The 22292-nt window shown below is 51.0% G+C and carries 23 protein-coding genes; 5 read left to right on the top strand and 18 right to left on the bottom strand.

Annotated elements, in window-relative coordinates:
• Positions 1-21 precede the first annotated feature (21 nt).
• The gene (locus tag OGY08_RS08485) at positions 22-2412 is read right to left on the bottom strand and encodes a glucose/quinate/shikimate family membrane-bound PQQ-dependent dehydrogenase (RefSeq protein WP_032941710.1); all 2391 of its coding nucleotides are present in this window, start codon (positions 2410-2412) and stop codon (positions 22-24) included.
• Positions 2413-2615: 203 nt separating this feature from the next.
• Between OGY08_RS08485 and hpt the strand changes: the two genes are divergently transcribed.
• Entirely contained in the window at positions 2616-3152 is a 537-nt protein-coding gene (gene hpt, locus OGY08_RS08480; RefSeq protein ID WP_003018658.1) for a hypoxanthine phosphoribosyltransferase, read from the top strand.
• A gap of 70 nt (positions 3153-3222) precedes the next feature.
• On the opposite strand, the gene can is transcribed toward hpt, so the two are convergent.
• On the bottom strand, positions 3223-3885 hold the full coding sequence (can, locus tag OGY08_RS08475) for a carbonate dehydratase (protein WP_008786227.1): 663 nt from the start codon (positions 3883-3885) through the stop codon (positions 3223-3225).
• A 108-nt stretch (positions 3886-3993) separates the two neighbouring features.
• Here can and OGY08_RS08470 point away from each other — a divergent pair, with 108 nt between their 5' ends.
• The 4 genes from OGY08_RS08470 to OGY08_RS08455 all read left to right on the top strand — a co-directional run bounded on the left by OGY08_RS08470 (position 3994) and on the right by OGY08_RS08455 (position 7522).
• Entirely contained in the window at positions 3994-4920 is a 927-nt protein-coding gene (locus OGY08_RS08470) for an ABC transporter ATP-binding protein (protein WP_003829469.1), read from the top strand.
• Positions 4917-5687, top strand: a complete 771-nt coding sequence (locus OGY08_RS08465; protein WP_008786229.1) for an ABC transporter permease — start codon at positions 4917-4919, stop codon at positions 5685-5687. The genes OGY08_RS08470 and OGY08_RS08465 overlap by 4 nt, the downstream gene beginning before the upstream one ends.
• A gap of 103 nt (positions 5688-5790) precedes the next feature.
• Positions 5791-6231, top strand: coding sequence for a PTS sugar transporter subunit IIA (locus OGY08_RS08460; RefSeq protein ID WP_125362724.1), 441 nt, complete (start codon positions 5791-5793; stop codon positions 6229-6231).
• 61 nt (positions 6232-6292) lie between these two features.
• Entirely contained in the window at positions 6293-7522 is a 1230-nt protein-coding gene (locus tag OGY08_RS08455) for a polysaccharide deacetylase family protein (protein ID WP_125362723.1), read from the top strand.
• A gap of 6 nt (positions 7523-7528) precedes the next feature.
• Here OGY08_RS08455 and panD read toward each other — a convergent pair whose 3' ends face one another.
• The 16 genes from panD to thpR all read right to left on the bottom strand — a co-directional run bounded on the left by panD (position 7529) and on the right by thpR (position 22286).
• Entirely contained in the window at positions 7529-7909 is a 381-nt protein-coding gene (gene panD, locus OGY08_RS08450; RefSeq protein WP_000621526.1) for an aspartate 1-decarboxylase, read from the bottom strand.
• A gap of 95 nt (positions 7910-8004) precedes the next feature.
• Positions 8005-8859, bottom strand: a complete 855-nt coding sequence (gene panC / locus OGY08_RS08445; RefSeq protein WP_008786233.1) for a pantoate--beta-alanine ligase — start codon at positions 8857-8859, stop codon at positions 8005-8007.
• A gap of 78 nt (positions 8860-8937) precedes the next feature.
• The gene (gene panB / locus OGY08_RS08440; protein ID WP_111466107.1) at positions 8938-9732 is read right to left on the bottom strand and encodes a 3-methyl-2-oxobutanoate hydroxymethyltransferase; all 795 of its coding nucleotides are present in this window, start codon (positions 9730-9732) and stop codon (positions 8938-8940) included.
• Positions 9733-9848: 116 nt separating this feature from the next.
• Positions 9849-11069 carry a fimbrial protein gene (locus OGY08_RS08435; RefSeq protein ID WP_075553053.1) on the bottom strand — a complete coding sequence of 407 codons (1221 nt, stop codon included), beginning with the start codon at positions 11067-11069 and terminating at the stop codon, positions 9849-9851.
• Positions 11070-11102: 33 nt separating this feature from the next.
• Entirely contained in the window at positions 11103-11687 is a 585-nt protein-coding gene (locus OGY08_RS08430; protein ID WP_125362721.1) for a fimbrial-like protein, read from the bottom strand.
• 11 nt (positions 11688-11698) lie between these two features.
• The gene (locus OGY08_RS08425) at positions 11699-12319 is read right to left on the bottom strand and encodes a fimbrial protein (RefSeq protein WP_103285754.1); all 621 of its coding nucleotides are present in this window, start codon (positions 12317-12319) and stop codon (positions 11699-11701) included.
• 14 nt (positions 12320-12333) lie between these two features.
• On the bottom strand, positions 12334-12900 hold the full coding sequence (locus OGY08_RS08420) for a fimbrial protein (protein ID WP_103285753.1): 567 nt from the start codon (positions 12898-12900) through the stop codon (positions 12334-12336).
• Positions 12887-15496 carry an outer membrane usher protein gene (locus OGY08_RS08415; protein ID WP_125362763.1) on the bottom strand — a complete coding sequence of 870 codons (2610 nt, stop codon included), beginning with the start codon at positions 15494-15496 and terminating at the stop codon, positions 12887-12889. The genes OGY08_RS08420 and OGY08_RS08415 overlap by 14 nt, the downstream gene beginning before the upstream one ends.
• A 58-nt stretch (positions 15497-15554) precedes the next feature.
• Positions 15555-16289, bottom strand: a complete 735-nt coding sequence (locus OGY08_RS08410) for a fimbrial chaperone (protein WP_008786240.1) — start codon at positions 16287-16289, stop codon at positions 15555-15557.
• A 178-nt stretch (positions 16290-16467) separates the two neighbouring features.
• Entirely contained in the window at positions 16468-17064 is a 597-nt protein-coding gene (locus OGY08_RS08405) for a fimbrial protein (RefSeq protein WP_125362720.1), read from the bottom strand.
• 359 nt (positions 17065-17423) lie between these two features.
• Positions 17424-17915, bottom strand: coding sequence for a 2-amino-4-hydroxy-6-hydroxymethyldihydropteridine diphosphokinase (gene folK / locus OGY08_RS08400; RefSeq protein ID WP_008786242.1), 492 nt, complete (start codon positions 17913-17915; stop codon positions 17424-17426).
• Positions 17916-17966: 51 nt separating this feature from the next.
• Positions 17967-19364, bottom strand: a complete 1398-nt coding sequence (pcnB, locus tag OGY08_RS08395; protein WP_204354956.1) for a polynucleotide adenylyltransferase PcnB — start codon at positions 19362-19364, stop codon at positions 17967-17969.
• Positions 19365-19435: 71 nt separating this feature from the next.
• Positions 19436-20332 (bottom strand): tRNA glutamyl-Q(34) synthetase GluQRS, encoded by an 897-nt coding sequence (gene gluQRS / locus OGY08_RS08390; protein WP_125362719.1) that lies wholly within the window; start codon positions 20330-20332, stop codon positions 19436-19438.
• Between the two features lie 70 nt (positions 20333-20402).
• Positions 20403-20858 (bottom strand): RNA polymerase-binding protein DksA, encoded by a 456-nt coding sequence (dksA, locus tag OGY08_RS08385; RefSeq protein ID WP_003829221.1) that lies wholly within the window; start codon positions 20856-20858, stop codon positions 20403-20405.
• Between the two features lie 177 nt (positions 20859-21035).
• Positions 21036-21740: a DNA/RNA nuclease SfsA gene (sfsA, locus tag OGY08_RS08380; RefSeq protein ID WP_008786246.1), complete on the bottom strand. Its 705-nt coding sequence runs from the start codon at positions 21738-21740 to the stop codon at positions 21036-21038.
• Between the two features lie 15 nt (positions 21741-21755).
• Positions 21756-22286, bottom strand: a complete 531-nt coding sequence (gene thpR, locus OGY08_RS08375; RefSeq protein WP_286565857.1) for an RNA 2',3'-cyclic phosphodiesterase — start codon at positions 22284-22286, stop codon at positions 21756-21758.
• Positions 22287-22292 lie beyond the last annotated feature (6 nt).

Below are 22292 nucleotides of genomic sequence, written 5' to 3'. Positions count from 1 at the left end.
GAATCGCGGGCGTTAACCATTTTACTTCGCGTCGTCCGGCAACGCGTATGCCACGATATAATCGCCCATCTTCGTACCAAATGAGCCGTGGCCCCCAGCGGAAATCACCACATACTGCTTACCGTTCACTTCATAGGTCATCGGCGTTGCCTGACCACCGGCCGGCAGACGGCCCTGCCACAGTTTTTCACCGTTACTCATGTTGTACGCACGCAGATAGTTATCTGCAGTCGCGGCGATAAACAGCACGTTCCCCGCGGTTGAGATAGGTCCGCCCAGCATCGGCATCCCCATATTGAACGGCACCGGAACCGGCATTGGGAACGGCATGCTGTCCTGCGGTGTACCTATACGTTTTTTCCACACCACGTGATTGGTTTTCAGGTCCACCGCGGAGATATAACCCCATGCTGGCTGCTTACACGGTAGGCCAAATGGTGAAAGGAACGGATTAAGCGTTACGCCGAACGGTACGCCGTATTGCGGCTGAATACCGGACTCCGTGCCTGTACCTTTGGCGTCTTTTGGCGGTTCCATTGGGTTGCCGGGACCGCGTGGGATCAGCTTCGAAACAAACGGCAGCGCCATTGGGTTGGCAATGGCGACCTGACGGTTAGGATCAACAGAGATGCCGCCCCATTCGAACATGCCGAGATTACCCGGGAACACCAGTGTGCCCTGCTCTGAAGGTGGGGTAAAAATGCCCTCATAGCGCAACTGATGAAACATTACGCGGCACACCAACTGGTCAAACATGGTTGCGCCCCACATATCCGCGCCACTGAGATCTTTATGCGGACGGAAGCTGAGGTCGGAGAACGGCTGGGTTTTGCTGACATAATCACCTTTGGCTGCACCTTGCGGCACCGGTTTTTCCGGGGCTGGCACCACCAGTTCACCATTACGGCGGTCGAGCACAAAGATATTACCGGTTTTTGCCGGGGCGTAAATGACCGGAACTTTCTCTCCGTTGACGTTGATATCCGCCAGAGTTGGCTGCGCCGGTAAGTCCATATCCCACAGATCGTGGTGAACGGTCTGATAGCTCCAGGCCAATTTCCCGGTAGTGGCATTTAACGCCAGGATGGAGCTGGCATAACGTTCCTGCTCCGGTGTGCGGTTACCGCCCCAAATATCCGGCGTGGTGACACCCATGGGCAGATATACCAGATCCAGCTTCGCGTCGTAGGCCGCAGGCGCCCAGGAGTTCGGCGAGTTAAAGGTGAAGGTATGTTCATCTGAAGGAATGAAATTAGGATCTTTGGCGCCTGGGTCGAACGCCCACAGCAGCTTACCGGTATTCACATCGAAGCCACGGATAACGCCGGAGGTTTCGCGGGTGGAGAAGTTATCAGTCACCGATCCGGCAATCACAATGGTTTTATCAGTGATGATGGGCGGTGATGTCGGCTCATACAGACCCGGCGTGGTATCCGGCATATTGGTCTGCAGATTCAAAATGCCTTTATTGGCGAAGGTTTCACATGGCTTGCCGGTCTCGGCATTCAATGCAAACAGTCGTCCATCATTGACCGGCAAAAGGATACGGCGCGGACAGTCGGCCATCACCTCTGCTGAAGCCGTATCCGGTCTGGCTTCATGATAGGAAACGCCGCGACAAGTTACGTGCTGGAAGCTGGTATTGGTATTAAGTTGAGGATCGAAATGCCACTTCTCTTTACCGCTGGCTGCGTCCAGGGCAAAAAGTCGCTGGTGGGCGGTACACAGATAAAGGGTATCGCCTACTTTTATGGGCGTGACTTCATTGGTGATTTCACCGGGATCGTTGGGTTGTTTTAAATCCCCGGTACGAAATACCCAGGCTTCTTTCAACTGATGAACGTTGTCTGCGTTGATTTGTTTCAACGGAGAGTAGCGTTGACCTTCCTGATTGCGGCCGTAAGCAGGCCAGTCTTCATCGGCAACCGGAGAGATAGCCTCGGCCACGGTGGCATCAGCACTCAACATTCCGTGAACCTCTTGTGGGTCGTTGAAGCCAGCCCAGGTCAGGATACCGCCGCTAATCAGCAGGGCCACCACCAGCCCCGCTACTGCGCCACTGGAAGGGATAATAAGGCGACGCCAGACGAAAGGCAGGATAAGCCAGATACCAAAGAAAACCAGGATGTCGCTACGCGGCGTCAGCGCCCAGAAATCAAATCCGACCTCCCATACGCCCCAAAGCATGGTGGCGAGAAGCAGGGCGGCATACAGCCAAAGGGCAGAGCGTTTACTGCGCCATAAAAGAAGCGCCACACCGAGCATGGCGAGGCCCGCGATCGGGTAATACCAAGAGCCGCCAATGGCGACGAGCCAACCTCCGCCAATCAGGAGATACAGTCCACAAAGTGCCGCGAATACGGCGCTCAGGGTCACGATAAGCCGTTGAGAACGTACGTTGTTATTTGCCATAAAAAATACCATCACATGTGTTATTTCTTTAATAGCAGTTAATTATAGGAGCTAAAACGCGTGACCATTGTCACATTATGAACTTTATCAACAGATGCCGCGTATGAATGCTTTTGCTGGTATACTGCGTGCCTTGCGCTTAGATGCTGGCTTATTTAAAGTAAGCATTAAGTGATTTGTTTTTAAATCATATGGTTAGATATATGAAACATACTGTTGAAGTCATGATCCCGGAAGCGGAGATCAAAGCGCGTATTGCTGAACTGGGGCGTCAGATTAACGAACGTTACAAGGACAGCGGCAGCGATATGGTGCTGGTTGGTCTGTTACGTGGCTCATTTATGTTTATGGCGGATCTGTGCCGTGAAGTGCATGTCTCTCACGAAGTCGATTTCATGACGGCATCCAGCTATGGCAGCGGAATGTCTACCACGCGTGATGTTAAAATTCTGAAAGACCTGGATGAAGACATTCGTGGCAAGGACGTGCTGATTGTCGAAGACATCATCGACTCCGGCAATACGCTGTCCAAAGTGCGTGAAATTCTGAGCCTGCGCGAGCCGAAATCCCTGGCTATTTGTACGCTGCTGGACAAACCTTCTCGTCGTGAAGTGAATGTTCCGGTCGAGTTTATCGGCTTCTCAATTCCTGATGAGTTTGTGGTCGGTTACGGCATTGACTATGCCCAGCGTTATCGCCATCTGCCGTACGTTGGCAAAGTGGTGCTGCTGGACGAGTAACTGGCTAGAGCGCCTGATGGCGCAGGTTTGTAGGCCGGGTAAGGCGTCGCCGCCTCCCGGCAATGTCACATTATTTATGGTTACTGTGTTTCTGACTCAGGTTAGACAACCCCTGGCGATAGCGCTGTTCCAGCGTTTCGCGGCTGGTGGCGGTGACGTCGAGATCGCGCAGCAGGCCATCATGAATACCGTAAGCCCAGCCGTGAATGGTCACTTTCTGACCGCGCTTCCAGGCTGAACGCATAATGGTTGAGTGGCCCAGGTTATAGACCTGTTCCATGACATTCAGTTCGCACAGGGTGTCCATACGACGTTCCTGCGGCATTTCGCCCAGCAGTGAGCTGTGTTTGAACCAGATATCGCGGATGTGCAGTAACCAGTTATCAATCAGCCCCTGTTCTTTATTTTCAATCGCCGCCTGGACGCCGCCGCATCCATAGTGGCCGCATATAATAATATGTTCCACTTCCAGCACATCCACCGCATACTGAACCACTGAGAGACAGTTCAGGTCGGTGTGAATAACCAGATTGGCAACATTGCGGTGAACAAATAATTCGCCCGGTTCAAGACCGGTTAATCGTTCAGCGGGAACGCGGCTATCGGAACATCCAATCCATAGAAAACGCGGATTCTGGGCATGTGTCAGCGTTTCAAAAAATCCGGGATCTTCTTCTATCAGCATCTTTGACCATAGTGCATTGTTGCTGATGAGTGTATCTATGTCTTTCATGGAGTAGCACGACCCGAAGCCAGATAAATTCGATGGGCTAATATAGGGTAACTCCATCATTATTTAAACTATATATAAAATGTCAGAACGTAAGGTAAGTATAAAAACATGACCATTGCTCTGGAACTTCAACAACTTAAAAAAACTTACCCCGGTGGCGTTCAGGCGTTACGCGGGATAGATTTGCAAGTCGAAGCGGGTGATTTTTATGCGCTTTTGGGACCGAATGGCGCAGGAAAATCCACCACCATTGGAATAATCAGCTCGCTGGTGAATAAAACCTCCGGGCGGGTGAGTGTCTTCGGATACGATCTTGAAAAAGATACGGTTAATGCTAAACGCCAGCTTGGCCTGGTACCACAGGAGTTTAACTTTAACCCGTTTGAAACCGTGCAGCAGATCGTGGTCAACCAGGCGGGTTACTACGGTGTTGAGCATAAAGAAGCGGTCAAACGCAGCGAACTATATTTAAAGCAGCTCGATTTATGGGAAAAACGTAACGAGCGCGCGCGCATGCTGTCTGGTGGGATGAAACGTCGTCTGATGATTGCCCGTGCGCTGATGCACGAGCCGAAATTACTCATTCTGGATGAACCAACGGCGGGCGTCGACATTGAGCTGCGTCGTTCAATGTGGGGCTTTTTAAAGGATTTAAACGACAAAGGCACCACCATTATTCTGACCACTCACTATCTCGAAGAAGCGGAAATGCTGTGTCGTAATATCGGCATTATTCAGCACGGCGAGCTGGTGGAAAACACCTCGATGAAGAGTCTGCTCTCCAAGCTGAAATCCGAGACCTTTATCCTCGATCTGGCACCAAAAAGTCCGCTGCCGAAACTGGAAGGTTATCAGTACCGACTGGTCGACACTTCCACGCTGGAAGTGGAGGTTCTGCGTGAACAAGGGGTCAACAGCGTCTTCTCTCAGCTGAGCGCACAGGGCATTCAGGTATTGAGTATGCGTAACAAAGCGAACCGACTGGAAGAACTGTTTGTTTCTCTGGTGCATGAAAAACAAGGAGATCGCGCATGATGCAGCTTTACTGGGTTGCGCTGAAAAGCATCTGGGCGAAAGAGATCCACCGCTTTATGCGTATCTGGATCCAGACTTTGGTGCCTCCCGTCATCACCATGACGCTCTATTTTATTATCTTTGGTAACCTGATCGGCTCGCGTATCGGCGAAATGCATGGTTTTAGCTACATGCAGTTTATTGTGCCGGGGCTGATTATGATGGCAGTGATCACCAACTCGTACGCGAACGTGGCATCGTCATTCTTTAGCGCCAAGTTTCAGCGCAATATCGAAGAGCTGCTGGTCGCCCCGGTGCCGACGCACGTGATTATCGCCGGTTTCGTCGGCGGCGGCGTGGCGCGTGGCCTGTGCGTAGGCATTCTGGTCACGGCTATTTCACTGTTCTTCGTACCGTTCCAGGTGCATTCCTGGGTCTTTGTGGCGCTCACGCTGGTGTTAACGGCGGTACTGTTCTCGCTGGCCGGTTTGCTGAACGCAGTCTTTGCTAAAACCTTTGACGATATCAGCCTGATCCCCACCTTCGTGCTGACGCCGCTGACCTATCTGGGTGGCGTGTTCTATTCGTTAACGCTGCTGCCGCCGTTCTGGCAGGGACTGTCGCATCTGAACCCAATTGTCTACATGATTAGCGGCTTCCGCTACGGCTTCCTGGGTATTCATGATGTTCCGCTGGTCACCACGTTTGGCGTGCTGGTGGTGTTCATTGCGGCGTTTTACTTGCTGTGCTGGTACCTGATTCAGCGCGGACGCGGCCTGCGTAGCTAATTCTTTCTTCCTCTCCTGACTCGGGAGAGGAAGACTTTTGATGCTTATCACCATTACCGATTTATCACCCTGATAAACTACTTGCCTGCTAAGGAGGTAGGCAATGTTAGGTTGGGTAATTACCTGTCATGACGATAAGGCACAGGATATGCTGCATCGTCTGGAGAAAAAGTACGGCCCGTTGGAGCAATGTCAGGTGGTAAGTTTCTGGCGTGGGCTCAGCTCGAATATGTTAAGCCGCATGATGTGCCATGCCCTGCATGCCACAGACTCTGGTGAAGGGGTAGTATTCCTGACGGATATGGCCGGGGCTGCGCCTTACCGTGTGGCTTCGTTAATGAGTCATAAACATCCCCAGTGCGAAGTGATTTCAGGTATCAGCTATCCATTGCTTGAGCGAATGATTTCGTCACGGGAATCGCTGAGCAGTTCTGCGTTTCGCGATTGCATCGTCGCGCTTGGCGGCCCCGAAGTCTCCAGCCTCTGGCATCAACAACAAAAAAATCCCCCCTTCGTGTTGAAGCATGATTTGTATGAGTATTAATCATTGGTATTGATGATGCTTTTGCTACAATAACCGAGGTTTCTCGCCTCGGTTAAATCATATGGTTATGCGCGTTCTGTTTGTTCTGTTGCTCCTGTTTTCTGGTGGCGTAGGTGCGGCCTTGCCCGCTCGCTATATGCAAACCACGGAAGATGCGGTGATTTGGGCACATGTTGGCAATAAGACTGAGACTGTCGGTAATTTACGCGCGGGACAGATTATTGCCGTTGAACCGGATGCAAAGGATTACTACACCTTCAACTTCGGTTTTGGCAAAGGCTACATCGACAAAGGGCACCTGGAACCTGTGCAGGGGCATCAGCGTGTGGAAGACGGCCTGGGTGACTTAAATAAACCGTTGAGTAACCAGAACCTGATTACCTGGAAAGATACGCCGGTGTATAACGCTCCGGATGTCGGTAGCGCTCCGTTTGGCGTGCTGGCGGATAATCTGCGATATCCGGTTATCAGCAAGCTTAAAGACCGTCTCAACCAGACCTGGTACCAGATCCGCATTGGCGGCAGACTGGCCTACATTAGCGCGCTGGATGCTCAGCAGGATAACGGTATCCCGATTCTGACTTACCATCATATTCTGCGCGATGAAGAGAACACGCGTTTTCGTCATACCTCCACCACCACATCAGTGCGCGCGTTCAGTAACCAGATGACCTGGCTGCGAGATATGGGCTATACCACGCTGACGATGTATCAGTTAGAAGACTACCTCAATAATCGCGCAAACCTTCCGGCGCGTTCGGTCGTTATTACGTTTGATGATGGCCTGAAGTCCGTTAGCCGCTATGCGCATCCCGTCCTCAAGCAGTATGGCTTTAAGGCGACGGCGTTTATCATTAGCTCACGTATCAAGCGCCACCCACAGAAGTGGGATCCGAAATCGCTGCAGTTTATGAGTATTTCCGAGCTGGAAGGGATTAAAGATGTTTTCGACTTCCAGTCGCACACCCATTTCTTGCATCGGGTGGATGGCCAGCGACGACCAATTTTACTCAGCCGTAACTATCACAATATTCTGTTTGATTTTGAACACTCCCGTCGGGCGCTCGGGCAGTTTAATCCGCATGTGCTCTATCTTTCCTACCCGTTTGGCGGCTATAACGCGACGGCGGTGAAAGCGGCGCATGACGCTGGTTTTCATTTGGCGGTGACGACGGTGAAAGGGAAGGTGAAGCCTGGCGATAACCCGATGTTGCTAAAGCGGCTGTATATCCTGCGGACGGATTCGCTGGAAACAATGTCGCGGCTGATAGTCAATCAGCCGCAGGGGTAAGGGCTGTCAGGCGACCTGTACCGGAATGGCTTTTGCAGTGCGTTTCATTTCGTTGTCGCCTTCAAAATAGGCCACTTTCGGACGCCATGTACGGGCTTCTTCGTCAGACATAGTGACGAAGCTGGCGATAATCACAATGTCGCCAACTTCAGCACAGTGCGCCGCTGCACCGTTCACCGAGATGATTCTGGAGCCGCGTTCAGCCGCAATGGCATAGGTTGAGAAACGTTTACCATTGGTCACGTTCCAGATATCAATAGCTTCATTTTCCAGAATACCTGAGGCATCGAGGAAATCCTGGTCGATGGCGCAGGAGCCTTCGTAGTGCAGGTCCGCCTGCGTGACTTTTACGCGGTGGAGCTTGCCTTGCAGCATGGTGCGAATCATAACTTCTATACCCTGTCGTTTACCTTGGCTAAGCAGGCGCGACTGGCCTGCTTTGAGAAATCTTCAGGCAGTATTGCCCGATTTTTAACCCCTGTCTACTGGGCTAATGTAACGCTTTGATTATCGATCAGACGAGCCTGACCCAGCCATGCTGCGGCCAGAATCACCGCGCGTTTACTGGTTTCAGTCAACTCCAGCAGCGTGTCGGCATCACGAATCTGAATATCGTCGGCGCGGAAGCCTTTTTCATTCAGTTCTTGTTCGGCAATGGTAATAATTTCTTGCAGCTCACGATTACCCGCAATCAGCTTTTCAGCGATACCGTTCATCACGTTGTGCAGGCCTGGCGCAATTTTACGCTGTTCTGCCGTTAGATAACCGTTACGTGAGCTGAGGGCCAGACCGTCTTTGGCGCGAATAATCGGTACGCCAACGATCTCAATGTCATAACCCATGTCCGCTACCATTTTGCGGATCAGCGCCAGCTGTTGGAAATCTTTTTCACCAAAGCAGGCGATATCGGGTTGGATCAGGTTAAACAACTTGCTGACGATAGTGGAAACACCACGGAAGTGGCCTGGGCGGCTGGCGCCTTCCAGCATGGTAGAGAGGCCGGGAACATCAACGAAAGTCTGGCCTTCCAGACCCTGCGGGTAGATCTCTTCAACGGCCGGAGCAAAGACATAATCGACTTTACGCTTGTTCAGCTTTTCGCAATCTTCCTGCAGGGTGCGCGGATAGCGCACCAGATCGTCTGGTCGGTCAAACTGCATCGGGTTAACGAAAATGCTGACGAACACCACATCAGCCCGCGCTTTTGCTTCATCGACCAGTTTCATATGGCCGTCGTGCAGGTTACCCATGGTGGGAACCAGTGCGACGCGTTTGCCTTCCTGACGCAGACGACGAATATGCTGGCGCAGCAGCGGCAGGGTTTCAATGATTAACACGACAAGACTCCTTGAGTTGCCTGAGGTACCGTAGGCCGGATAAGACGCGTAGCGTCGTCATCCGGCACGGTCAGAAAATTAGTGGAAGCTGTGCTCTTCGCCCGGATAAACTCCGGACTCCACTTCAGCCATATACTGCCGCACTGCGGCGCGCATGTCGCCTGCTTCATTGAGGAAATTCTTCGCAAATTTCGGGATATGGCCACCGGTAATGCCAAAGGCATCATGCATGACGAGGATTTGACCGTCGGTGACGTTACCGGCGCCGATACCAATTACAGGAATCGACAGCGCTTCAGTGACGCGCTTCGCCAGTTCAACCGGCACGCACTCCAGCACCAGCAACTGAGCGCCAGCGGCTTCTAAGGCCAGCGCATCATCCAGCAGTACCTGCCCGGCGTCGCCGCGGCCCTGAATTTTATAGCCGCCGAAGATATTCACCGACTGGGGCGTTAATCCCAGATGACCGCAAACCGGCACCGCGCGTTCGGTGAGCATTTTCACCGTATCTACCAGCCAGGCGCCGCCTTCGATTTTGACCATATTAGCGCCCGCGCGCATGACCACCGCAGCGTTTTCAAACGCCTGCTCCGGAGTGGCATAAGCCATAAACGGTAGGTCGGAGAGCAGCAGACAATTCGGTGCGCCGCGACGCACGGCTCGGGTGTGGTAAGCAATGTCTTCAACGGTGACGGGCAGGGTGGAGTCGTGCCCCTGTACCGTCATGCCCAGCGAATCACCGACCAGCATCACGTTGATGCCTTCATCGGCAAACAGCTTAGCGAAGCTGTAGTCGTAGGCGGTGATAGTCGCGAAGCGCTTTTTCTCTTGTTTGCATTTTTGCAACACAGCGATAGTGGTGGGTTTGCTCATAACCTCTCCGGCCATAATATTGATGAATATAATGGCCGCATTGTAGGGGAATGAAGCAGAAAAGCGTTAGCCCTTTGTGTGTATTCCCGGCAGCGAGAGCCGCCGGATTAACGCGCTTAGGGGTAGTCGATAGTGAAGCTGCCTGTCGCTTTGAACTCGCCGGGTTTGATGGTGTTGCTACCGTCTTGTTTCAGCGTTGCTCTGAAATTCAGAATCTGATCGGGGTTACCGATATTGCTATAAGTATAGTCTTCCATATTCGTAAACTTATAAACGGAGCTGGAGTTGTTTGGCATGATCGTCATCCAGTCGCTGATGCTTGCTGGGTTCTTCTCGCCGGCAACCGTCACGCCAATACCGCTGGCGGCACCAGATGTTAAAGTATTACCCAATAATGCGTTGTCACTGCTGCCTGTTATTGTTGATCCTAACTTCACTTCGACATTTTTAATGTAGGTACAGTTACTTAATTTTATTGAAAAGTCTTTTGTCACACCATCGCCTTTCAGTTCTTCTGCGTTGCGACTGCCAAAAGGCACGGTAGATCCTGAAACACCTTCACCTGTAACGGCAGTGGCAGTACATGTTGGGTAGTGAATCGTTATTGAACCTGGACTGATGACGTAATCAAGGTAGTGGTTGCCACCACCGATACTGGTGTCTGAAAGCTTAAATCGGAAGTTGTAACCGGTACTTGTTGGAAAGGTAACGTTAACTGCTGATGTGGTTGGCTTAAATGTATCATCAGCATAAAGATGGAATTTAATCCACAGAACAATTCCCCCCATTTCAAAATAACCTTTCTTCCATGCGATTGAATCACAGAAAGTGGAGAAATCTGCATAAGAGGTACTAATGAAATTCAGATCAAAGGACTTATAATCCGTACCACCGCCGTTCCAGTCAACCCAAAATGAACTCCCTGGGTAATAGGCGGTGCCAAAGTTAATCTTGGTAATTTCCATACCAAGATACAAACCCGTAGTATTTGTTTTCCATAATGGATTGCCGCTATTATTTTTAATACCCGCACTCTGAAAACCATGATAAAGATTTACACTATGAACATCGTGGTTATAGTTACAATTAAGCCCATGCTTGGGATCAAATTCTGTCGCACCAGAAACGGCAAGTTCGCGTAAGCCTGATTCTGTATGGGCGGCAACTGAAGGGAGCAGGTTCCATGAGAATGGAGCTGAGTAGTCTTGTACATCTGCATATTCTGCACCTCCTTGATACGAGGTCGCTTGCCCAATATAGACAGACCAGGCATAAGCGTTGCTGGCTCCTAACCATAAAAATAGAGATGATATTAAAAGGAGTATGTTTTTTTTCATGGCTAATTTCCCTATTAATGGTCGTTCCGAATTTTATTGGTAGGTGACATTGACAAGTACATGGCTACTTAATTCGCCGAGGGTAACCGTTTCGGTACTCAGGATTTTCTGCATCCGTGAATAAAAGGTCCAGGTTGTATCGCTATAATCTGTAGCGGAAAATATCGCCCTTGACGAGCCGTCAGTATTCAACACATTTTGACGTGGTGAATCTGTGGTGAAAATCACTACTCCTACATTTGCCACACCGCCCGAGGTCTGAGTTAGATCATTCGCAAATACCTGCTGATTGCCCTTCGCAAACTGGCCGCTTTGGGGGGTAAAGTTAAAGGTAACATTAGTGATGGCTCCGTCACTGATTGGACAATGCAGAAGTTTAATTGAAAACTCTTGACCGCCTTCATAATCAGTTTCCGCAGTAATGCCGTCGGCAAAATAGGCGGGACCTACGGTTGCGAAATTTACCGTTCCACTGCCGTTAATCTCTAACTGGCAGGTATCCTTCTGCACGGTGGCGGTGAAATCCACGTTGGTGTCGGCATACAGCGGCGCGACAACCAGGGCTGTTGCCAGCCCCGGAATTAACGCGGAGAGTGTGAATCTACGCAAACGCATCATGGTGATTACCGTTACTGGTAAGTAATGGTGAAAACAGTATTGCTCAGAAAATCACCCGCAGTTATCTGAGAAAGGGTTGTTACTGGGCTGGATACCGGCACCAGACGCGCACTTAACGGATAATCGACAGGGGTGGTAGAGGTCGCGGTTGAGAGGTCGATAGTTTGCTCGCTTGATGTAGGGTCGCCACAGTTGAACTGGATGCTATCTGTGCCAGCAGGTGTTGCTGTTGACCATATCTCCATACCGGTTTTACCTGCTTTGGTTGCTGACGTTGAGTTGTTGGCAAACTCAGGGTTCTTGGAATTTGAACCGGTGCACAAGGTGTTTGACGAAGCAATTCGCAGTTTTGCCGTTTTATCTTTTAACCCTGCGCAGTCGCTAAAGCGTAGGTTAAAGGATTTCGATTTGCTTTTTGCGAAAACTTCCGAGACATACACGTCGCCAAGACCAATCGTAGCGGTGGCGGTCTCACCGTCAAGCACTGATGCCGCACAGGTACCGGCGGTGATATTTGCCTCTACGGTTAAGTCCAACTGTGCAGTACCGTCAGCCTGCGCCATGGTGGAAACGCCCGCCCCCATCGTTGCCAGTGCGCCAATCATTAACCCGCGCAAAAGTTGTTTTTTCATTATCATCGTCCCTGTTATTGATAAGTGAAGGTGAAGGTCGCTTTAGAGCTGAATGCGCCGGTGGTACCTGCGCCATCCGTCAGTTCGCGCAGTGCCACTGTCATTTCGACGGCATTGTTAGTACGTTCTTCAGTGGTCCAGGTGAAGGAACCAGAACCTGGCGTCATATAGGTTTCATCACTGACGCTTTTACGTTTAAAGCCCATACCGATATTGGTGGCGGCGCCTGAATCAGCGGATTCATTTTTAATGAAGTTACCGCTGGCGGAGGTCGAGGTTGCCAGTGCTGTGGTGATACTGGTCAATGAACCGGCACAATCGCTGGCGACGAACTTAAAGTTCTTCTGCGATTCCGCTGATTTCTTAATGATCTTATCCAGACCAACATCGCCCACCGTTAGCTTATAGCCGTTGGTGGCATCGCCAGAAACCGATGAGCCATCCAGGGCGGCAATGGTCATGCTGCAGGTAGTGGCCAACACGGTGGCGGTGAAGTCGACGTTAAGTGTTTCCGCCTGACTGGCCAGCGGAAAGAGTACCGCGAGTACGGAGGCAGCTAAAAAGCGCTTATTCCTTTTCATTGGGGATTCCATTTGTATTGTGGTTAATGACACGACACGTAATGTTGTCTAACAGTAGGGTCTGGCTGGTGCCGACCGTTTGTTGCGTTGCTGGCAACTGGAAGGTTGCCGTACAGGTTGCGGGCTGGTTATTTTCAAACCAGCGCACCGTAAGTTCGCCGTTATCGCTAATACCGCGGACAAAAGCCTGGCCGCCCTGGCCCATATTGCCGATCTGTACATTGTTCTCATAAACTTCGGCGCCGAATGGGATCGTCTGGTGATCGCTGCGCGTCATGTTGAGAATGGCTGAACGTCCTTCATCGGTTTCGAAACTGGCGAAAACGACCGCGCCATCGCGTGGTACCAGTGTGGTACTGGTGCTCTTCAGCTCGACGTCGTTATCCATCGTATCGATGTCGAGATTGACCTGGTTTTCCCGGTAGGCCGTCAATGAGTTCGTTGCGCCATAACCCCAACGATCAATTGTGCTGCTTCCACCGTTAATCCGAGCGCCTTTAGCGCCAGGCGCTTTCACCAGCACAATGGCATCGCTGTTGCCAAAGTTGTCGTTGGTAAACGTTAAGCCACCACTGTGCAACACAAAACCGCCGTCAGTGGAGAGCGAATACTGACGGTTACTGTCGTTATTCGCCGAGGCGGATGCTGAAAGATCTCCCCATGGGGACTGATAGCTGGTATATCCACCAATATCGGAGATGTTCTTCCCCTCTTTTTGCATGGTGTAGCCTGTATTCACGCTGTAGTTCAGCTTATTGTCTTCGCTGCTGCCGCTACTGTTCATGCTGAGCTGGTGCCCACCGTTAAAATCGGTACGCATTTGGGTGCTCAAGTTGCTGAATCCTGAGCGGCGACGTTCACCACCCAGCAGGTTCTCCAGCGGAATATTGAAGTTGATATAAAGCGAATCATCCTTATCGCCTTCTTCATCCCAGGTGCGCTGCAGGTTGATACTCATGCTGCCCCAGGAAAATCCTTTGCCATAACCCAGGCTGTAATCGCTGCGGCTCTCGTTGCTTGCCCAGTAGTCGGTCCAGGTGGCTGACAGATAAAATGAACCGTAATCAACCTCAGCGGACTGCAAAGGTTGGTTCATGCTGACGGTGACCTGATTCTTCATACGCGAGAAGTTATTCATGGTATTGCGTTCAGCGTCAGTACCTTTGAATTTGGCATCGTCGATTAGCTCTAGCGCGTCATTCAGGCCCAGGTAGTCTCGCGTCGAGTAGCGATAGGCCGCGACGTTGAACGACGTATCGGTCGCTTCAATCAGCTTGTTCCAGGTCAAGCGATAGCTTTGGCCTTGATAGGTATCGTCGTCAGGGATATCTGCGCGTGAATGGGTAACGTCAACCGCCAGTGCGCCAAAGGGGGTATTCAGACCCAGACCGAGGAGTCCAGCGAAATAGTCGTTGTCCGTTGCCTGAATACCGGTGTAGGCCGTCAGAAAGTTGTTCAGACCGTAGTAGTATGAGCCCTGCGCCAGGTTTGGTTTGTCATGAAGTTCGTCGTTATTGACTTCCCCGACGCTCACGTCCCAGCGTCCGACGCCCGGGCGCTGCATCTGCATGACCGAAGAAAACGGCTGGGAGAAAGTACGTTTACTGCCATCAGCTTCTTCGATGGTGACGATCAGGTCGCTACCGTAGCCGGAAGGGCTGATATCGTTGATCTCGAAAGGTCCCGGCGGAACGGTCGCTTCATAAATCTTATAACTGCCCTGAGTCACGGTCACTTTGGCGTTAGTGTTGGCGACGCCGCGGATAATAGGCGCATAGTTAGCCAACTGTGAAGGCAGCATACGCGTGTCGCTATACAGACGTGCCCCGCGGATGTTCACCGAGTCAAAGGTTTCGCCAGTGGTATAGGCTTCGCCGACAATCAGCTGTGAGCGTAGTGCCGGGAGGTCGCGCTGCAGATAACGGTTCTGGTATTCGAAATTGCTGCCGCCGTCCTTCGCCCAGTTGTAGTTACCACTGGCACGAAGACGCCATGCACCGAGATTGATGCCCGTATTAAATGCAGCATACAAGCTATCGCTGTCAGTATCGTGGTTGGTGCTGTGGTAGCCGTTAAGGGTATAGGAAAACAGGGCAGCCGGGATGCCGCTTTCCCACAAGGAGGGCTCGACATAGCCAGAATAACCTTTAATGAGCCACGCCTGAGGAACGGAGATATCCAGGCGCTGCTCACCCATATCAAAGCTTACGTTTGACTGCTCGATAAGTGCAGGTAGGTTTAAGCAGTCATCCCCATCTTCATCACCTTTTTTCAGAATAGCGTGTTCGTTGCCGATCTCAGGCTGCTTAATGTGCAGCTGTGCCAGATTCTTCGACGTCAGGCAGGCTTGCGCGCTATTTTTACCAACATCAACAAAGGGAAGGGTCAGGCTTGCTACTGATTTCTCGTTGACGAAAACTTTCACACTGTAGGTTCCCGCTGGCGTAGGGTTGCCGTCGGAATATTTACTGATATCGATACTAGCCGCGCTACTTCCCATTAAAAATGAGCTGTCGTACTCGACGTTTTCTGCGGCAAAACCGGGCTGGCTGTAAAGCAGTGCACAGCACATCGCCAGTAGCGTTTTTTTCGGCATCGATTCGGTATAAGGAAAGTTTGCACCGTCTTTTGCATCCTGCGTTTTGATTAATCGATTACAGTGAAACAGAGCCTTCGATCATGCCGCCATAATCGTTAATGGCGTGGTAGTCCAGTTTGCCTGATACGGTATTTTGTAGACCTTTGACGTTAAAAGAGGCATTGCTCAAAGGCGCAACCATGGTGGCATCAACGGTATAGCGCTTCCCGCCAACCGTAACGACAGCATCATTAAATGAAACGTAGTAAGGTGTTGGGTTATTAACCTTTAGCGTCGTATGGCCTTGTTCATTCCCCATCTGCCACTTCAACTGTTTGGTGGCTTCTGCAGGCGAACCCTGTAAACCGGCAGGGCGGTAAAACAGTTTGATACGAGTGCGGAAAGCTAACTGCAGCAAACTTTTGTTTTCTTCTTTGTTGGCGTCTGCTTTTGGCGGTACTTCCAGCACGTTAAACCAGAACACGCTTTCACGGTCTTTTGGCAATGCTGTGGTTTGGGTAAACATTACTTTCACGGATTGACCGTGCTTTGGTTCTATACGTGAAACGGGAGGAGTGGAGACGAATGGGGCCTTAATACTGCCTGGATCGGCATTATCATTCCCGAGATCAATCCAGTTTTGCACCAGCAGCGGTCGGGTACCTTTATTTTCCAGGCGGATACTGACATCTTTTTTATTTTCATCATAAATGATACGCGTGCCGGAAATGATAATATCGGCATGACTGGTATTACTCAATAAGCTTCCTGCTAGTACCAATGTGGTAAGCGTTTTCTTAAAATTCAACATGAGCATTCCTTGCCAGTGGATGATTTGGTGTTCTTAATTTAAGAAACGAGGTGCGATAGTAATCGTAATTCTCACCTCGTTATTACAAGCTGTGTTAATGACAAACGGTGTAATAATTCCGGTTAATGCTATTAACGCGCTTTTTTGTATACTTATTTCATCAGTAAAGCGTTAATGCTTACTGATAAGTAAAGGTATACATTGCGTTAGTGGTAACGTGACCTGGGGTTACGTCATCAATGCCGTTTGCTTTAACGTAAGAAGCTACAAAGTTATAGGTAGCGACCTGGCTGGCATCGAAGGTGGCTTCGTGAACGTCTGCACCGTCAACTTTCATCAGCGTTTTGGTGTCTGCATCGTGAATCGCGATGTTTACGTTTTTCGCAGCAGCCATACCGGCGGCAGTCAGGTTGGTGTCGTTATCCAGCGTGCCTTTGGTATTACCAAAAGAAGAGACCATTGACAGTTTTGCAACGGTGGTGCCGCCAGTGACTCCGGATGCATCTTTACAGTTCAGAACGATGGAGAAAGGTTCTGCTTTTGCGCCGTAAGTAGCATCAGCGACTTCAGTGGTGATATCCGCCGGGGTTGCGGTTTCCAGATAGATGTTGCCATCAGTGGATTCATCACCACGGCTGGTGGAAACGACTTTAGAACAGGTTGTAGCACTGACTAAACCGTGAAAATTAAGCTGACCGCCTTCTGCATCCGCTGCCATTGCCGAAGTTGAGCCCATTGCCATAACCATAGCTGCTGCCAAAATTGCTTTTTTCATTACTGTATCCTTACAGGATTTGAAATATTAGATAATTACTACTTTGCTATATTAAATAGCAGGGGCATATTCTAGCGGTTAGTAATGTTTTGTAAAATAACTTGGGCCTATGAGTTTTATAAAATCATTTTATTTTAAAATTATTGTAGGAGGGCTTTCTTTGTTTTTTGAAATATATTTTTATGGGATATAGGTTTGTGTGATAAAGCGCAAGGAACAAACAACTACTGGTCTTTAATAATAATTGTTTTGCATGGATGATGTCTGAGTAGTATGTGTTAATTAGATTTACTGAAAGGAAAATGTAGTTTAATTAATTTGAGTGAGGCTTTTCATAATTAATTTATTATATAACGCGGTTACCATTGCGCCGGACGAGGAGTGGTTTGCTGGATGAAAAACGCAAGTGGTTGTTTATCGTCTGGAAAGATAAGATCCGGCGCGATTTCAGCGAGCGGCCACAGCATAAAACCACGGTTTTTCATGTCGTAGTGCGGTACGGTCAGACGTTCGGTGTTAATCACTTCATCGCCAAACAGCATAATGTCGAGGTCCAGCGTTCGTGGTCCCCAGCGTTCGGCTTTGCGCACCCGGCCCTGCTGTAACTCAATGCGTTGGGTGTGATTGAGTAATTCTTCCGGCGCAAGGGTGGTTTCCAGTGCGACGGCGGCGTTCAGGTAATCGGGTTGATCCTGTGGGCCTAATGGTGGCGTACGGTAAAATGAGGAGACAGCCACGATTCGGCTGTCAGGGATTTCCCCGATCGCTTTCACGGCAGCATTAACCTGCTCCAGAGGGGAGGCTAAATTACTGCCGAGGGCGATATATACCCGTCGTTTTTCAAGCTGCATCTGTGTCACCACCTTGATACGACTCGAAATTTGTTGGGTATACGTGATAGGTCATGCGGAGCCTTCACGGCGTGGCGCGCGTTTACGCGGGCGACGATGGCGACGACGTGTGTCTGGCTCTTCATCCAGCTCGTTCAGCATGCCTTTTTGTTCTGGCGGCGCAGAAACCTGGAATTCACCCCACCATTTCGCCAGTCGCTGCAATTCCGCGTTGTGTTCGACTTCAGCACGCAGCGCTAACAGGTCGTAAGCTGCGCGGAATTTTGGATGCTCCATCAGCTTCCAGGCGCGTTTACCCTGGCGACGCGACATACGTAACTGCAACTGCCAGATATCACGGGTCAGTGAGGTCAGACGTTTCGGGATCGCCAGCGAGCGGCAGGCTTCGTCCAGCACGTCGTTCATTGCCAGCGCGAAAGCATCGTAATAGGCCAGACCGCTTTCTTGCGCAATTTTCTGTGCGGCTTCCAGTAACGGATACCAGAACATGGCAGCAAACAAGAACGCCGGGTTAACGCGCATATCATTGTGAATGCGGTTATCGGTATTCTTCAGTACCTGGGCAATGATGCGTTCCATTGGGCTGTCACCGTCTTCGGTGAAGTAGCGCGTAATGGTTGGGAACAGCGGTTGGAACAGGCTGTACTCACGCAGTTTTTTATAGGTTTCGTACCCATAGCCCGCCTGTAACAGCTTGAGCGCTTCTTCAAACAGGCGTGCAGGAGGAATATCGTTAAGCAAGGTAGCCAGACGCGGGATAGGCTCCGCGGTTTCCGGGCTGATACGCATGTCGAGCTTGGCGGCAAAGCGCACGGCGCGCAGCATACGCACGGGATCTTCGCGATAGCGCGTTTCCGGATTACCGATCAGGCGAATGATGCCCTCTTCGAGATCCTGCATTCCCCCGACGTAATCACGTACGGTGAAATCGGCCACGCTGTAATACAGGCTGTTAATCGTGAAGTCGCGACGCTGGGCATCTTCTTCGATGGAGCCGAAGATGTTGTCACGCAGCAGCATACCGTTTTGCCCACGCTGCGATGTTGTGCGATCGGATTCGCTGCCTTCATGATGGCCGCGGAACGTTGCCACTTCGATAATTTCTGGGCCGAACATGACATGGGCCAGACGGAAACGGCGACCGACCAGGCGACAGTTACGAAACAGTTTGCGCACCTGATCCGGCGTTGCGTTAGTGGTGACATCAAAATCTTTCGGTTTTTTGCCCAGCAAAAGATCGCGTACACCACCGCCAACCAGCCATGCCTCGTATCCGGCCTTATTGAGCCTGTACATTACCTTCAGGGCATTTTCACTGATATCTTTGCGGGAGATAGAGTGCTGCTCACGCGGAATTACCGTCATATGTGGACGGGCGACGGCGAGCTCAGCCTCGCGCTCCTCGCGGCTTAGCACCTTGCGGCAAAAATTAGCGACTCGGGTAAAAATAGTGCACCTCGGTAGTGTCAAACTTCAATCAGAACAAGTATTGCTGTGTAAAAATAGCGGCTAATCATAGCTCAGCATGATGCATTTGAGAATGCCGGATTTAAGATCGCCGATTCAGGCACCGTTGTCAGACGCCAATTCTCAACGGCAAACTCCAGGATCTGATCAACCTGCATATCCTGCCACGGGATATCGGCACGCTGGCCGAGAAAGCGCAGCGCGGCAATAATCACCGGACGCGGATCGCCTTGCGGCAGCGCAGGTGCATGATTTTGTTTTGAAAGTTTAGCGCCTTGTTCGTTGAGCGCCAGCGGAAGATGAATATAGTCAGGCGCTTGCCAGCCAAACTGCTGATACAAAGAGATTTGCCGCACCGTGGGTTCGATAAGATCGGCGCCGCGTACAATCTCTGTTACGCCCTGAAAGTGGTCATCAACCACCACGGCGAGGTTATAGGCAAACAGCCCGTCGCGACGGTGAATGATAAAATCTTCGCCTGCAAGCTGTGGATCTGCCTGAATTTCACCGCGCAGTTGGTCAGTAAACTGCATCACCGGGTGACGTTGCTTTATGCGGACTGCCGCCTGCTCTGGTCTGAGGCGTAACTCACGGCAGTGGCCGTCATAAATACCGCCGACGCTTTGAATACGCGCCCGCGTACAGGTGCAGTAATAGCTCAGATCCTGTTGATGTAACCAGGCGAGCGCCTCGCGGTAGGCATCATGACGTTGGGATTGCCATAAAATATCGCCATCCCAGTGCAGTCCGTAATGTTCCAGCTGACGCAGAATCGTATCTGCAGCACCGGGAACTTCACGAGGGGGGTCAATATCTTCAATGCGCACTCGCCAGATTCCGCGCTGTGAGCGGGCCTGCAGGTAACTCCCGAGGGCGGCAATTAGTGAACCGAAATGCAGTTCGCCAGAAGGGGAAGGGGCGAAGCGGCCTATATAGTGTGAATCGCTCATTTTGCGGACTAACAAATAATAAGGCGGGAGAAGCTCCCGCCTGTAGTAAACGTGGTAAAAATGACCGGAATTAACCTGCCATTTGTTTTTCGCGGATTTCTGCCAGCGTTTTACAGTCGATGCACAGATCGGCTGTCGGACGCGCTTCCAGACGGCGAATACCAATTTCTACGCCGCATGATTCGCAGTAGCCGAAATCTTCGTCTTCTACTTTCTTCAGCGTCTTCTCGATCTTTTTGATCAGTTTGCGCTCACGGTCACGGTTACGCAGCTCAAGGCTGAATTCTTCTTCCTGTGCGGCGCGGTCCACCGGATCAGGGAAGTTAGCCGCTTCGTCTTGCATATGAGTTACGGTGCGATCGACTTCATCCCTAAGTTGATTGCGCCATGCCTCAAGAATACGCCTGAAGTGCGACAGCTGGGCTTCGTTCATATACTCTTCGCCCGGTTTCTCCTGGTACGGCTCCACCCCAGCGATGGCGAGAATACTCAGGGACGATGTTTTACGGTTTTGCCCTTCTTGCATGTTGCTTCTCCTTAACACGCACTATCGATCCCCATGTTCGGGGGAAAAATCAGGTCGCTATAAATAGCAGATGCTTTTCCGGATAGCAATTATCTAAACGTAACACTTGACAACCCTGTGAGGAAAAGCGTATTTGCCCACGCGCCCAGAATACTAATTGACCAGATATTTACACCATTACAAGGTAATGGGCAACGGCTCTTTAAGAGTCATACCGTGGGCAGAAAGTTCCGCTTTATAAACCAGAATTTCAACCCCCTTAAGCTGTGCTTCAACTAATAATTGCGCATATTTTGCATCGATATGGCGCGCGGGTGAAAACCGTGTAATGGCTGAATGTAGCACGGCGAAAAATATCACTGCCCGCTTGCCTTCAGCCGCTACGCTCATCAATTCCCGAAGATGCTTCTGACCTCGTTCAGTGATGGCATCGGGAAAATAACCCTGCTCTTTTTCCGCCAACGTGACTGATTTCACTTCAATATAGCAGTCAGGTCGGGAATCTGCCTGTAACAAAAAGTCGATGCGGCTCCCTTCGGCGCCGTATTTTACTTCACTTTTCAAAGTACTGTAGCCTGAAACTTCCGAAATTAACGCCTGTTGAATCGCCTCTTTCGTTAATCTGTTGGCCCACAGCGTGTTAACACAAATAAATTCACCGGATTGGGTTTGCGTTAATTCCCAGGTATGTGGATATTTGCGTTTAGTATTTTCTGATGTCGAATACCAAACGGTGTCACCTGGCATTGCGCATCCGGTCATCGCACCGGTATTTGGGCAGTGTAGCGTTAACGCTGTGCCATCGGGTGTGATCACATCCGCTAAAAAGCGTTTATAGCGCTGAATGAGCGTTGCAGGTTGTAAAGGTGGAGAAAATTGCATAAGCAGTCCCTTTAATTATTCAGTCAGCGTCCAGCGTTGCAGCGGCGTATAACGCGTGCGTCCTCGTGAAAATGAGGAGGAGTAAAGTGCGAACTCCGTTACCGGAAATGACCAGCCAAAGCCCGGTGGAGGGATTGGAACCGCGTGACCGGCATCGCGCAGCAGCGTGATATGCGGGTGAAACGGCTGCGGGCTTTGATAGCACCCGCTACGCGCTGCCTGCGCCCGTAGCATATTCGCCAGTTGCAGCAACCCGCGCGGCGGCTGACGCATACCCAGCCACACGACCCTGGAGCGCAGCCATTGCCCGGCATCATCGAATTTGAGCGTGAAACCTGGCTGGCGAATACGCCCCGCGAGCTGCGACAGCGCCTGTTGCTTCTCAGCGCTGACGTCGCCTAAAAAGGCCAGCGTCAGATGCAGATTATCAGCCGCGACGGGGCGACCCGCTTCAGGGGGGAACTGCGCGGCCCGCCAGTGGATTAGCTGCTCCCGAATCCCGGCAGGCAATTCAATCGCAAAGAACAGCCTTTTTGGCTCAGACATGATGGA

The organism is Citrobacter sp. Cpo069 (assembly GCF_030332785.1).
Lineage (GTDB): Bacteria > Pseudomonadota > Gammaproteobacteria > Enterobacterales > Enterobacteriaceae > Citrobacter > Citrobacter portucalensis.
Note: the sequence above shows the minus strand (reverse complement) of the source record. Positions and strands in the feature narration are given on the sequence as shown.